Genomic DNA, 13,622 nt, shown 5'->3' on the forward strand with positions numbered 1-13,622 from the left:
ATGCCGCCCACTCTGACTCCGGGAGGTTGGCGCGAGGTTGGTGCCGCGGTCACACGGGGCGCAGCCATAGGGGACGCGGTCACACGGGACGCAGCCATACGGGGCGCGCAGCCATACGAGGCGCGGTCATACGGGGCGCGGCCATACAAGGCGCGGCCACACGGGGCGCGGCCACATGGGGTGCGGTGCGGCCCCGGCCCCGGCGGCGCGCGCCGGGCGATTCCGGTGCGGTCAGGCGCGCAGCGCGGTGCTCAGCCGGCCGACCGCGATCGGACGGCGCTTGTCGTCCGGGGCCAGCAGGCGCAGCGCGTGCTCGTGCACCTCCGCGTCGTACGGGGCGCTCTCCCCGTACCGCAGGGCGGCCTCGGGCCCGGAGCTGGCCAGCACGGCCTCTCGCACGGCGACCTCCAGATGGGCGCGCCATTCGAGGATGCCGGGAGCCTCCGAGCGGGGCAGCAGCGGGCCCCGGTAGTGCCGCAGGGCGGTCGCGATGTCGCCGTTCGCCAAGGCGCGCAGCACGTCGACGGCGTCGCAGGCGACGGGCGCGGTCAGGGCGTAGCGGCGGGGCGCGACGCCGCCGCCGAGGGCCCGGCGGAGATGGGAGACCTCCGCCTTGAAGGTGGACGCCGTGACGGGGCGGTCGCCGTACAGGGCGTCCCGGAGCCGCTCGGACGTGAAGCCGCCGGGTTCCAGCGCGAGCAGCGTGAGGATCTCCAGCTGGCGGGGGCGCAGGGGCAGCGGGACGCCGCCGCGTTCGGCCCGCTCCGCGCCCAGCACGGTCAGCCGTACCGGGGCGAGGTCCGACGAGCGCTGTGCGGGCATCTCCGTACGGAGCCTGCTCTCGATGGCGGACACCAGCGTACGCACCGTGGACATGGCCAGCGGATGCGAACGGTCCCAGCTGGTGGACAGGTCCAGCACGCCCAGAACCCGGCCGTCCGGAGCGCGCACGGGCGCGCAGTAGCAGACCCAGCCGTGCAGGGCCGTCACCAGGTGCTCGGCGGAGAAGATCATGCTGGGGCGGCCCGTGCGCAGGGCCAGGGACAGGGCGTTGGTGCCCATCGCCGCCTCGTCCCAGCGGCCGCCGGGAGCGAAGTTGACCCGCTCCGCACGGCGTCGCATGGTCTGTCCGCCGCAGGTCCACAGGATGGTGCCCGACTCGTCGGTGACGGCGGTGACGAACCCGGCGTCGTCGGCGATGCTGTGCAGTTCGCCGGAGAGGTCGTCGACCGGTCGGCGCAGCGGTGAGGCGGCCCACCGCTGGGCGACCGAGCGCCCGTCGGAGGCCGGGGCGCTGTCCCGGTCGGGATCCACGCTGCTCAGGGAGCGCACCCACGACTCGGAGACCTCCGGCCGGAGCGCCCCGCCGTCGGGCGACCGCCGGGCCTTCTTCAGATGCGGTACCCAGCGGGACCACTCGTCCTCCAGTGTGGCCCTGCGCCGCCGGAGGTCACTGCGCTGTGACATGTGCTTCCCTGCCGTCGTACCGGGACGATCGCTCATTGTCCGTCAGGACCGTGCCGAGCGCACCTGTCCGATCGGACGGGGAACCCCCTCCGGACGGACGGGTGGCGCACCCGGGCCCGCGCGCCTACCTTGGCCCCTCATGGACGACAGTTATCGGACACGTGAGCGCTAAAATCAAGGTCGCACACGCCGTGCGGACTTCACGCAAGGCAACGGGCTCGGGAGGTCGCATGTCGCTAGCGCCAGGCGTCATGGCGACCGGCGGCGGGGATCCCACCGCCGAGTGGAGCCGTGACGAGTACCAGTGCGAGCTGGTGGGGCCGCAGCCGGCGGGCGGCGGGCCCGCGGACCGGTCCACGCGGCTGGCCAAGTTCCACGTCCCCGAGATCGTCTTCGGCCCGGGCTCGCTCGCCGAACTCGGGCACTGTGCGCTGCGGCTCGGCGCCCGCAGGCCGTTCCTCGTCACCGACCCCGGGCTGATCGAGGCGGGCTGGGTCGACGAGGCGGTCGGCCATCTGCGGCGGGTGGGCCTGCGGCCCGTGGTGTGGCACGACGTCACGCCCAACCCGAAGGACCGCGAGGTGGAGGCCGGTTTCCAGCGGTACGCGGAGAGCGGCAGCGACGTCATCGTGGGCGTGGGCGGCGGTTCCGTCATCGACGCCGCCAAGGGCGTGGCGATCCTGTCCGGCAACGGCGGGCGCATCCTCGACTACGAGGGCGTGGACGAGGTCGTGCAGCCGATTCCCCCCACCGTGATGGTGCCCTCCACGTCGGGCACCGGCGCGGACGTGTCGCAGTTCGCCGTCATCACCGACACCACCGAACACATCAAGATCACCATCGTCAGCCGCACCCTGGTGCCGGAGATCTCGGTCATCGACCCGCGGCTGCTGACGACCATGCCGGACTGGCTGAACGCGGCGACCGGCCTGGACGCGCTGACGCACGCCATCGAGGCGTTCGTGTCCCGCGCGCACAACCCGCTGACCGACACGCACGCCCTGCACGCGGTCCGGCTGATCACCCAGAACCTGGTGCGCACCCAGGTGCTGCCCAAGGACTTCGGGGCGCGGCTCGCCATGGCCCAGGCGTCCCTGGAGGCCGGGATGGCCTTCACCAACGCGATCCTGGGCGCGACCCACGCCATGAGCCACCAGGTCGGCGGCCTGCTGGACGCCCCGCACGGCGTGGTCAACGGAGTGCTGCTGCCGCACGTCATCCGGTTCAACGCGCAGGCGTGGCCGGAGCGTTTCGTGGCACTGGGCGAGGCGGCCGGCATCCCCACCCAGGGGGTTCCCCCGCACGAGGTGGCGGTGCGCCTCGCCGAGCTGGTGCGGGCTCTGGCCGACGACATCGGCGTGCCCAAGGGACTGGCCAGTCTGGGCGTCGCCGACTCCGACGTGCCCGTGCTGGCCCGTACCACGCTGAGGGACGCCTGCATGGCCACCAACCCCCGCCACGTCGACGTCCGCGACGTCGAGACGCTGTTCCGCGAGGCGCTGTGAAGCGCTTCGGACGCCCGGTGGGACGAGCCGCATGACCGTGCCCGAACCGTCCCCGCGCACCGCCGACCTGGGGGTGCTCACCGGCCTGCGGTCCGGCAAGCGGTCGTTCTACCCGGCGTACGTGCGCTCCACCGAGCGCCTGGAGCACACCGTGGAGGCGCTGGACGGCATCTCACGCGCCCTGGTCCGCACCGCGGAGGGGCCGCGGGCCCTGGTCGAGGCGGTCGTGCGGACCGCGGCCGACCACCTGCAGGCGCGCTGGCTGCTGCTGGCCGTCGCGGACGGCGCGCTGCGCGCCGCCCGCCCGCGGTTCCTGCTGTACGCCGACGACGTGCTGATCGACGACGAGACGCGGCTGCCCGCCGAGGTGCGAGGGCATCTGCGGGTGCTGCGCACCCGGCCGTGGGAGGCTGCCACGTCGGCCGACGACCGGGCCTGGGTGCGGGCCCCGATGACCCTGGACGACGAACCCGTCGGCGGGATCGCCGCGCAGCCCGGCGCCGGGGTCGAGGTGGCCGACACCGACCTCGCGATCCTGCGCGTCCTGGCCAACCAGGCCGCCGTGGCGCTGCACCACACGTACCTCTTCCACGCGGCGACCACGCTGCGCGGGCGCACCGAGGAACTGTCGGAGGCCGCCGAGCGCCAGGCCCGGGACCTCGCCGCGCGCAACGCGGAACTGGCGCAGACGCAGGCGCGGCTGTTCGACGTGATGCAGCACCAGGCCCTCGACGACGAACGGCACCGCATCGCCCGTGAGCTGCACGACAGCGTCGCACAGTACGTGCTCAGCGCGGGCATGACCGTGGAGGTGTGCCGGGCCGAGCTGGAGTCCATGGGCGGCCGTGCGGCGGAGATCGCCGGACGGCTCGCCGACGCCAAGGACCTGAGCCGGCAGGCGGTGGAACGGCTGCGCGCCTCGATCTACGCGCTCCACCACTCCTCGCACGAGCCGACCGGACCGCTCCCGGTCATGCTGGAACGGCTCTCCACGGTGCACCTGCCGACCGCCCTGGACGTCCGCGTGTCCGTCCGGGGCACCCCGGTGCCGCTGCCGCCGCAGGCCGAGCAGTCCGTGCTGCGGCTGACCGGCGAGGCGCTGTTCAACTCCGCCACGCACGGCAAGGCGGGCCGGGCGCTGGTGCGGCTGCGGTACCTGCCGGACGCCGTCACGCTGAGCGTGTCCGACGACGGCACCGGAGACCCCGCGCAGCTGCGGCGGGCGCTGGCACTCTCCCGGGCCGCCGATCTGTCGGGGCGCCACCGGGGACTCGCGAACATGGTCGCCAGGGCGGAGGAGCTCGGCGGCACCCTGTCCATCCGCCGCTCGGGCATGGGCGGCGTCCTGCTGCGGGTGCGCATCCCGCTGCCGGTGCGAGTCGATCAGGAGGCAGCCGATGACCGCTGAACAGGACATCACCACCCCCGTGGGGACCCTGCGGATCGTCCTGGTGGACGACCACGCGATCGTCCGGCACGGGCTGCGGTCGATCCTGGACCGCGAGAGCGACCTGGAGGTGGTGGGCGAGGCCAGCACGGCCGCCGAGGCGGAGGCCGTCGTGGACCGGCTGCGCCCGGCGATCGTGCTGCTGGACCTGAAGCTGTCCACCGGCGCCGACACGGAGGGCCTCGACCTGTGCGCCCGGCTGACGCGCCGTGACCCGGGTCTCGCGGTGCTGGTGCTCACCACGTTCCTGGACGACAGCCTGGTGGTGGCCGCGATCCAGCACGGTGCGCGCGGCTACGTCGTCAAGGACGTGGACACCACCGAACTGCTGCGCGCCATCCGCGCCGTGGCCCGCAACGAGAGCGCCTTCGACTCGCACGCGGCCGCCGCGATGGTGCGGTCGATGCGCGTGCAGCCGGAGCAGCAGCCCAGGTTCACCGAGCGCGAGGTGGAGGTGCTGCAGCTGCTGGCACGTGGCCTGAGCAACCGGGACATCGGCGGGGAGCTGTACATCTCGGAGACCACGGTGAAGTTCCACGTGCGCAACATCATGCGCAAGATGGACGCGGGCAGCCGTGCGGAGGTCGTCTACGAGGCCAGCAAGATGGGCGTCATCTGACGCCCGTCCCGGGGGCCGCGCCGAAGGGCCGCCCGCGGGTGCCGAAGGGCCGCCCGGCAGGTCGTCCGGCAGGTCGTCCGGAGGGTCGTCCGGAGAGTCATCCGGCAGGTCGTCCGGCGTCGATCACCAGCCAGCCCCCGTGGTGGTCGCCCACCGTGGCGGGCAGGCCCGTGCCGTGCCCCAGGGCCGCGAGCGCGCCCCGGTCGAAGGAGCGGACGTGCCCGTAGGCGGCGGTCGGCTCGTCCTCGTACGGCACCGCCACCACCACCCGGCGCCGGGCCAGCCGCAGGGCCTCCCGTACGACGGCCTCGCCGTGTTCCGGATCCAGGTGCTCCAGGACGTGGATGACGGTGACGGTGTCCACCGAGCGGTCGGGCAGCGGCACCCGCGCCGCGTCGCAGGCGAGCGTGTCCAGCCGCACGTCCCGCGTGCGGGCCACCGCGGACAGCAGCCGCATGGTGCCCCCCGCCAGATCGGAGGCGATGACGGTGTTCTGCGGGCGCCCGGCGAGGAGCAGGGGCAGGAAGCCGAAGCAGGATCCCATGTCGAGCACGCTGCCCGCGCCGACGAGGTCCAGGGTGCGGCGGTAGACGGGGGCGAAGCCCGCGATCGACGAGTGTGCGGCCGCGGCCGGCCGGCGCCAGCACTCCCGGATCCGGGTGAGCGTGTTGTCGTAGAAGGTGGCCCACGCGGGCAGGGGACCGTCCACGCAGGAGCGTACGACGCCGGTGAAGACCCGCTCGAAGACATCGCTCCCGGACAGCCAGCCGGGCGCGAACAACTCCTCGGCGAGGAGCCCGGCCAGATCGTTGTCCAACTGGTCGGGCCGCAGCCAGTGGCCCAGTTCGACGCGTCGCCCGCGGCGGCGCAGCCGGAAGTGCTCGGTCCGCACGACCGGCGCCTGGGCGGTGCCGTCGGCGAGCGCCTGCTCGCGCAGCACGCGGACCAGGTGATCGGCGTACCGGCCGGGCGCATGGGGTGCGAGCGGGTCGATACGGCGAGCGGCGACGGCGATACGGAGGCTGGGCACGCTCACGACGGCGGCTCCACCGGGGCCGGGGGAGGGGGAACGGCGGTGGTCATCGCCCGGTCGCCTCCTCCGCCATCCGGTGCGCCGTGCGCTGCAGTCCCGCGAGGTCGGCGACCACCTGCACGCGGTCGCAGTACTCGGCGTAGCGCGGCAGGTCGCACGACCCCAGGCCCCAGGAGTACCGGGGTTCGGGAGTGAGCCAGATCGTCTCCCGCACCCTGCGGGTGATCTCCTCGAAGGCGCGCAGCCCCGGGGGGTTGCCGTTGCCGCGTCCGTCGCCCAGCACCAGCAGGGTGGTGCGCCTGCCCAGGGCGGGGGCGTGCTCGGCCAGCAGCAGCTCGAAGGTCCTGCCGTAGTCGGAGTTCGCGTCCACGTCGAGCAGGCCGCCGGCCGGCAGGCCGTCGAAGACCAGGCCCAGCGCCCGCTCCAGCGGGTGCTCGGTGAACAGTTCGGTGATCTCGGTCGGGTCGTCGACGAAGGCGAACGAGCGGACCTGCCCGAACAGCGACTGCAGCCCGTGCACCAGGTGCAGGGTGAAGCGGGCGGTCGCCCGCACCGAGAGCGACACGTCCACCAGGACCACCAGACGGGGCCGGTCCTCGGCGCGGGTGACGGTGACGGGCCGGAACGGCACGCCGTCGTAGCGCATGTTGCGGCGCATGGTGCGGCCGGGATGGACGCGTCCCCGAGGGGTGATGCGTTTGCGGCTGGTCAGCGCGCCGTGGAGGGAGCGGCCGATCCGGCGCAGTGTCTCCTCCAGCCGGGTGCGTTCGTCCTCGTCGACGCTCTCCACGCGCGCCCGCTCGGCGATCCGGGCGGACTCCACGGCCACCGACTGCAGTTCCGCCAGCCGGTCGAGGTGCCGCTTCAGCAGTTCGGGCAGATTCTCGACGACTCCGGCCGGCCGGCGGCGCAGGGCCTTCGGGCCGCTTCCGTCGGCATCGTCGGCGTCCGCCGCGAGCAGACCGAGCAGGGCGTCCTGCCGGGCCACGGTCAGCTCGGTGTCGATGCGGTGCCCGGTCGCCGCGGCCAGCTGCCCGGGGACGCCGGCGCCGTGCAGCCGCTCGGTCTCCAGCTGGACGGACGGGCCGCGGCCCGAGGGGTCGGTGCCGCCGTCCTCGGACAGCACGATCTCGTCGGTCATCGAGGCCAGGTCGATCTTGTTGGCCTCCTGGTGCAGGTTGTACTGCTGGGCCAGGTCCTGCTGGTCGAAGAAGTCGCGGATGTCGGCCGGCTTGCCGTGGCTGTGCCCCTGCTGCGGGGTCTCGGACGGCTCGTCGGAGACGGTGTACGACTCCAGCTCGCCCGTGTCCGCCAGGTCGTCGTGCTCATGACTGTGACCGTGGCCGTCGGCATCCCCGGCCACCGGACGCAGCGAGAAGAACGCGTCGAAGAGTTCGTCGAACAGCTCCTCGTCCCGGCGGTCCTTGACCAGCGTCATGCGCAGCGCCTCACGCAGCGTCCGGCGGCGGCCCAGCACCCCGGGCTGGGCCGCCGCCCGCATCGCGTCCATGGCCTCCGACACGGACACGCGCAGCCCGAACAACCGCAGCACCCGTACGAATCGGTGCACACCGGCTTCCATACTCCGTCTCCCCTGTCCCGTGTCAGTCGGTGCGCCGCCGGGCGATGGCGGCGAAGGCGCGGGCACCCTGCCCGGCACCCGGCGCGGAGCGGCGCGTCGGGCCGGACCCCGGTGCCCCGTAGTAGCCCTCGTCGTGCCGGCCCTGCTGGTCCATGGCCGCCCGCACCGCGCGCCCGTCCGCCGCGTCGGGCGGCTCGTGCCGCTCGGGCGGCTCGTGCCGCTCGTGCCGCTCGGGCCCATGGTCGTGGTGGTGCCCGCCCGGCCGGTGGGGGTGGTGATGATGCCCGTGCCCGTCGTGGTGGTGGCCCGGCTCGGGCAGCTCGCGGTTGGGGTCGACGAGCCGCGGCAGGACGTCCAGCGCGCGGTGCAGGTCGCGCTCGTACTTGAGGACGACATTGGCCGTGTCGGCCAGCACCTCGGGGGCGAGCTCCTCCACGCCGAGGACGGCCAGGGTGCGGGCCCAGTCCACGGTCTCGGAGATGCTGGGGTTCTTGCGCAGCTCCAGCTCGCGCAGCCCGCGCACCACCTCCACCAGATGGCGGGCGGTCGCCTCGGGCAGCCCGGTGTCCTTGGAGCGCAGGATCTCCAGCTCCCGCCCGGCGTCGGGATAGTCGAGGAAGAGATGCAGACAGCGCCGTTTGAGCGCGGCCGACAGATCGCGGGTGTTGTTGGAGGTCAGCACGACGTACGGCGCCGTCTTCGCGGTGTACGTGCCGATCTCGGGCACCGACACCTGGTACTCGGCCAGGCACTCGAGGAGCACGGCCTCCAGCGCCTCGTCCGCACGGTCCACCTCGTCGATGAGCAGAACCGCGGGCTCCTCGCCGCGGACGGCGTCCAGCAGCGGGCGCGGCGCGAGGAACCGGTCGGAGAAGAACACGCTGTCCTCCTCCTCGATCCGCCGGACCGCGGACGCCAGGTCGGGCGCGTCGGCGGTCAGATCGCCGATCTTGTCCCGCAGCATCTGCGTGTACAGCAACTGCTTGCCGTAGTCCCACTCGTACAGGGCGCGGCTCTCGTCCTGGCCCTCGTAGCACTGCAGGCGCAGCAGCCGGCGCCCGGTGACGGCGGCGAGGGTCTTGGCCAGTTCGGTCTTGCCGACGCCGGCCGGGCCCTCCAGGAGCACCGGCTTGTCCAGCCGGGTCAGCAGGAACACGGTCGTGGCGAGCCGGCGGTCGGCGATGTAGCCGTGGTCGGCGAAACGCTCGGTGACGTCCTCGACCGAGGCGAACGCGGCGGGGTGGTCGGGTGTGGCGGGCACGGGTCCTCCGTCGGGGAGACGGGGGCGGGGAGCGGCGACTTCGGCACCGGTCCCCGCCCCCGGGCGGGAAGGGCTCAGCTGAGCAGGTCGTCCAGGTCGCCGGTCATGCAGTGCTCGACGACGGGCCGGACCGTGTCGAACGTGCACTCCTTGGCGTTGCCGGGGGTGCAGGCGTCACCGAGGACGTGGTTCGTGATGCGGTCGACGTCGGCGGCGTCGCCCGTGATCACCTTGGCCTGCTCGTAGAACTTCGTCGGGCCCTGGCCCAGCCGGTTCTTGGAGTACGTGTCCTGCCTGACGTCCACGAACTTCTCCGGGATGCCGACGTCGCGCAGCAGCCGGATGCCGGCCGCGAGCGCCGCCTCGGCGGCCTTGACCTTCGACATGCCGTGCGTGTCCACGCCCATCACCTCGGCGATGTCCGCGAACCGCTCGTAGTGGGCCGGCATGTTGAACGCCCACACGCGCGGCAACGCGATGGCGTTGTTGAGCCCGTGGTGGGTGTCGTAGAACGCGCTGACCGCGTGCGAGACGGAGTGGATGATGCCGAGGCCACCGGAGTTGAAGGCCTGCGCCGCGATGTACTGCGCGTACATCATCCCCTCGCGCCCGGCCAGGTCCTGGCCGTTCCACACCGCCTGCCGCAGATGCTGAGCGGTCAGCCGGATGGCGTGCAGCGCGTTGCCCAGCGACGGCTGGAAGTTCAGCCGCGACACGTACGGCTCGGAGGCGTGCGCGAGCACGTCGAAACCGCACTGCGCCGTGTAGTCGAGCGGGCAGTCGTAGTACAGCGTCGGGTCGTCGATCGCCAGCGTGGCCACCGACGCGTCGTCGAAGGCCACGTACTTGTGGGGGTTGTCGGGGTCGGTCGTGGTGTCGGTGATGACGTACGCCCATGACGTCTCCGACCCCGTGCCCGCCGTGGTGGACACCGCGATGTGCGGGGGGTTCTTGGGGTTCTCGGACTTGTTGAAGCCCTCGAAGTCGTTGACGTTGCGGCCGTCGTGGGCCACCGAGATGCGGGCGCCCTTGCAGGCGTCGTGCGAGGAGCCGCCCCCGATGGAGACGAACGAGTCGCACCTGTTCTCCTGGTACAGCGCCACGGCGTCCATGACGTTGTAGTCCTTGGGGTTCGACTCGACCTTGTCGTACAGGACGACCTCGAGACCGTGGTACTTCATCGACTCGACGATCTTGTGCACGGTGTCGCTGCCGCGCAGCCCCGTGGTCATCACCAGCGTGCGCCCGAAGCCCAGCTTCTTGGCCTCCGGGCCGATCAGTTCGTGCGCACCCGGCCCGAGGAGAGCCCGGGGGAAGGGGTGGAACTCCTTGATGGGGAACGGCTTGAGAAGTTCTTCGACCTGCATGATCGCGACTGTCCTCTCCGCGCGGTGAAGCGCGTGTACTGCGACGGCTGCTCCGTGGCCGGCGGCGCAGAGATCCGGGTGGAGCACGGACGCGCCGGAAGTTGGCGGCGTGCATCACCCTCGGGGAAGGCACCGCACGGCGACACCGGCCGCTCGGGCGGCAGGCGGACGCGGACGCAGGGGACGCGACCTGCCCGATCGGAGGGGGTGCCGGGCGGTGACCGGCCGCGGTCCGCGCGCCCTGTCCGACCGGACAGGGCGAGGGCGGCCGAAAGCAGGGCGAGACACGGGGCCGCCCGGCCTAGCGTCGAGTGCTGTCCGGCCCGCGTGCCGCGGCCCGGAAACCCTCACCCTTCCCTCGCTCCAGGAGGACTGCCATGCATGCCGTACAGAACGACACCCGTGCCGTCGAGCAGGACGACACCGTCGTGGCGACCGCGGACGACATGACCGAGGAGGTTCTCGTCGAGGAGGTCTCCATCGACGGCATGTGCGGCGTCTACTAGGGCCACCGGACATGCCCTCGCCGTTCGACACCGCCCGGCCCTACCGGCTCAGTCCCGGCGTCGCGTTGCGCCCCGAACCCTTCGGGGCGCTGGCCTACCACTTCGGCAACCGCCGGCTGTCGTTCCTCAAGGCACCCGAGCTCGTCGAGCTGGTGCGCGGCCTGGGCGGCCACGGCAGCGTGCGCGAGGCGCTGGCCGGCGTGCCGGAGGGACGCCGGGACGCCCTCCGGCGCGCGCTGGCCTCGCTGGCCGCCGCCGAGATGATCACCCCCAGCGAACCGAGTGAACCGAGTGAACCCAGTGAACCCAGTGAACCCAGTGGAGCGGAGCCGCAGCGGTGACCGTCACGCATGAAGCCACGCCTGTCCCCGCCCTCGTCGAGCAGTTCAAGGGCGGACTGCACGCCCCGATCTGCCTGACCTGGGAGTGGACGTACGCGTGCAACCTCTCCTGTGCGCACTGCCTGTCCTCGTCCGGGCGGCGCGACCCGGCTGAGCTGTCCACGGACGAGATCAAGTCCGTGATCGACGAACTCCGGCGCATGCAGGTGTTCTACGTCAACGTCGGCGGCGGTGAGCCCACCGTCCGCCCCGACTTCTGGGAGCTGCTCGACTACGCGGTCGCCCACCAGGTCGGCGTGAAGTTCTCCACCAACGGACTGCGGCTGACGCCCGAACGCGCCCGGCAACTGGCCGGCACCGACTACGTCGACGTGCAGATCTCCCTGGACGGCGCGACCCGCGAGGTCAACGACGCGGTGCGCGGCCCGGGTTCCTACGACATGGCGGTGCGGGCGATGGAGAACCTCGCGGCCGCCGGCTTCCGGGACTTCAAGATCTCGGTCGTGGCGACCCGTCACAACGTGCCGCAACTCGACGACTTCGCGGCACTGGCGGACCGGTACGGGGCCCGGCTGCGCATCACCCGGCTGCGGCCGTCCGGCCGGGGCGCCGACGTGTGGGACGAACTGCACCCCACCGCGGAGCAGCAGCGTGAGATCTACACCTGGCTCGTCGACCACGGCGAGAAGGTGCTCACCGGCGACTCGTTCTTCCACCTCAACGCGCTCGGCTCCCAGCCGCTGCCCGGACTCAACCTGTGCGGAGCCGGGCGTGTGGTGTGCCTGATCGATCCGGTGGGCGACGTGTACGCCTGCCCGTTCGCCATCCACGACGCGTTCCGGGCGGGCACCGTCCGCGCGCCGGGAGGCTTCGAGCGGGTGTGGCGGGACTCCGAGCTGTTCACCGGCCTGCGCCGGCCCGCCGCCGCGGGTGCCTGCGCCGGCTGCTCCGCGTACGACGCCTGCCAGGGCGGCTGCATGGCCGCGAAGTTCTTCACCGGCCTGCCGCTCGACGGACCCGACCCGGAGTGCGTCCGCGGCCACGGCGCCGCCGCGCTCGCGGGCGGCGACCGGTCCGCGCTTCCCCGCCAGGGCAACGACCACTCCCACCGCACCGTGTCGCTGGGCATGCCCGCCGTCCGGAACCTCCTCCGGCCACCGCTGGGAGCCGCCCCCGTCCCGGACCGCTTCTGCGACGAGAGCCCCCTGGCCGGCCTGGAACCGATGTGACCGGCCGGACGACCGCACCGCCGGCCCCGGCACACGACACGGCCGGCCCACGACACGAAAGAGGACGAAGATGAGCGGGTGGATCGAGACGGTCGCCGAGGCCCAGCGGCGAGCGAGGAAGCGGCTGCCGAAGTCCGTCTACAGCGCGCTGCTCGCCGGCTCCGAGAAGGGCGTCTCCTACGACGACAACACCACGGCCTTCACCGAGCTCGGCCTCGCCCCGCACGTGGCGGGGCTGCCGGCCGAGCGCGACCAGTCCACGACCGTCATGGGGCAGCAGATCGCCCTGCCGGTGATCATCTCCCCGACCGGCGTGCAGGCCGTGCACCCGGACGGAGAGGTGGCCGTCGCACGCGCCGCCGCGGCGCGGGGCACCGCGATGGGCCTCAGCTCGTTCGCCAGCAAGCCGCTGAGGGACGTCGCGGCCGCCAACCCGAGGACGTTCTTCCAGATGTACTGGATGGGCACCAAGGACGCGATGCAGCGGCGGATCGAGTACGCCCGAGAGGCGGGGGCCGAGGGACTGATCGTGACCCTCGACTGGTCCTTCTCCTACGGCCGCGACTGGGGCAGCCCGGCGATCCCCGAGCGGCTCGACCTCAAGGCCATGGCGCGGTTCGCCCCCGAGGCGCTGGCCCGCCCGCGCTGGCTGTGGGACTTCGTGAAGTCCCGCAGCCTCCCCGACCTGACGACACCGAACCTCGCCGAGGCCGGCCAGGACGCGCCGACGTTCTTCGGCGCCTACGGCGCATGGATGCAGACACCACCGCCCTCCTGGGACGACGTGCGCTGGCTGCGCGAACAGTGGGACGGGCCGTTCCTGCTCAAGGGCGTCTGCCGCGTGGACGACGCCCGCCGCGCGGTCGACGCGGGCGTCACCGCGATCTCCGTGTCCAACCACGGCGGCAACAACCTCGACGCGACCCCGGCACCGATCCGCGCCCTGCCCGCGATCGCCGCCGCGGTCGGCGACCAGGTCGAACTGCTCCTCGACGGCGGCGTCCGCCGCGGCAGCGACGTGGTCAAGGCACTGGCGCTCGGGGCCCGGGCGGTGATGATCGGCCGCGCCTGTCTGTGGGGTCTGGCGGCGGGCGGCCAGAGCGGAGTGGAGAACGTCCTCGACGTCCTCAGCCGAGGCATCGACTCGGCCCTGCTCGGTCTGGGGCGCTCGTCCGTCCACGAACTGACCCCGGACGACGTGGTCGTCCCGCCGGGCTTCACCCGCACCCTCGGCGCGGCCTCCCGCACCCCGGGGACGGTGTGAC

At 72.8% G+C, this 13,622-nt stretch carries 12 protein-coding genes; 7 read left to right on the forward strand and 5 right to left on the reverse strand.

All coding sequences use genetic code 11. The annotated features are described in order from the left end of the window. Positions 1-231: 231 nt before the first annotated feature. Positions 232-1,467, reverse strand: coding sequence for a GAF domain-containing protein (locus tag ACFYMU_RS21425; RefSeq protein ID WP_388375314.1), 1,236 nt, complete (start codon positions 1,465-1,467; stop codon positions 232-234). 230 nt (positions 1,468-1,697) lie between these two features. Here ACFYMU_RS21425 and ACFYMU_RS21430 point away from each other — a divergent pair, with 230 nt between their 5' ends. The 3 genes from ACFYMU_RS21430 to ACFYMU_RS21440 are packed head-to-tail and all read left to right on the forward strand — an operon-like array spanning position 1,698 to position 5,038. After that, on the forward strand, positions 1,698-2,972 hold the full coding sequence (locus ACFYMU_RS21430) for an iron-containing alcohol dehydrogenase (protein WP_388375317.1): 1,275 nt from the start codon (positions 1,698-1,700) through the stop codon (positions 2,970-2,972). Positions 2,973-3,003: 31 nt separating this feature from the next. Next, positions 3,004-4,380 carry a sensor histidine kinase gene (locus tag ACFYMU_RS21435; protein ID WP_388375320.1) on the forward strand — a complete coding sequence of 459 codons (1,377 nt, stop codon included), beginning with the start codon at positions 3,004-3,006 and terminating at the stop codon, positions 4,378-4,380. Next, positions 4,370-5,038 carry a response regulator gene (locus tag ACFYMU_RS21440; RefSeq protein ID WP_388375323.1) on the forward strand — a complete coding sequence of 223 codons (669 nt, stop codon included), beginning with the start codon at positions 4,370-4,372 and terminating at the stop codon, positions 5,036-5,038. Before ACFYMU_RS21435 ends, ACFYMU_RS21440 begins: the two co-directional genes overlap by 11 nt. Before the next feature lie 97 nt (positions 5,039-5,135). On the opposite strand, the gene mftM is transcribed toward ACFYMU_RS21440, so the two are convergent. The 4 genes from mftM to mdo form a co-directional block, all read right to left on the reverse strand. Continuing rightward, positions 5,136-6,074, reverse strand: a complete 939-nt coding sequence (gene mftM / locus ACFYMU_RS21445; protein ID WP_388375326.1) for a mycofactocin oligosaccharide methyltransferase MftM — start codon at positions 6,072-6,074, stop codon at positions 5,136-5,138. 43 nt (positions 6,075-6,117) lie between these two features. Then, on the reverse strand, positions 6,118-7,641 hold the full coding sequence (locus tag ACFYMU_RS21450; protein ID WP_388375329.1) for a VWA domain-containing protein: 1,524 nt from the start codon (positions 7,639-7,641) through the stop codon (positions 6,118-6,120). 34 nt (positions 7,642-7,675) lie between these two features. Then, positions 7,676-8,914 (reverse strand): AAA family ATPase, encoded by a 1,239-nt coding sequence (locus ACFYMU_RS21455; RefSeq protein ID WP_388375332.1) that lies wholly within the window; start codon positions 8,912-8,914, stop codon positions 7,676-7,678. A 74-nt stretch (positions 8,915-8,988) separates the two neighbouring features. Further along, on the reverse strand, positions 8,989-10,281 hold the full coding sequence (mdo, locus tag ACFYMU_RS21460; RefSeq protein ID WP_388375334.1) for an NDMA-dependent methanol dehydrogenase: 1,293 nt from the start codon (positions 10,279-10,281) through the stop codon (positions 8,989-8,991). A 377-nt stretch (positions 10,282-10,658) separates the two neighbouring features. Between mdo and mftA the strand changes: the two genes are divergently transcribed. The 4 genes from mftA to mftD all read left to right on the forward strand — a co-directional run bounded on the left by mftA (position 10,659) and on the right by mftD (position 13,621). Next, positions 10,659-10,787 carry a mycofactocin precursor MftA gene (gene mftA, locus ACFYMU_RS21465; protein WP_388375337.1) on the forward strand — a complete coding sequence of 43 codons (129 nt, stop codon included), beginning with the start codon at positions 10,659-10,661 and terminating at the stop codon, positions 10,785-10,787. 11 nt (positions 10,788-10,798) lie between these two features. Beyond that, entirely contained in the window at positions 10,799-11,128 is a 330-nt protein-coding gene (mftB, locus tag ACFYMU_RS21470) for a mycofactocin biosynthesis chaperone MftB (protein WP_388375340.1), read from the forward strand. Further along, a complete protein-coding gene (mftC, locus tag ACFYMU_RS21475) occupies positions 11,125-12,357 on the forward strand; it encodes a mycofactocin radical SAM maturase (RefSeq protein ID WP_388375343.1) in 1,233 nt (410 codons plus the stop codon). Before mftB ends, mftC begins: the two co-directional genes overlap by 4 nt. Positions 12,358-12,427: 70 nt before the next feature. After that, positions 12,428-13,621, forward strand: coding sequence for a pre-mycofactocin synthase MftD (gene mftD / locus ACFYMU_RS21480; RefSeq protein WP_388375346.1), 1,194 nt, complete (start codon positions 12,428-12,430; stop codon positions 13,619-13,621). Position 13,622 lies beyond the last annotated feature (1 nt).

Origin of the sequence: Streptomyces sp. NPDC007264 (genome assembly GCF_042869095.1) — a bacterium.
Lineage (GTDB): Bacteria > Actinomycetota > Actinomycetes > Streptomycetales > Streptomycetaceae > Streptomyces.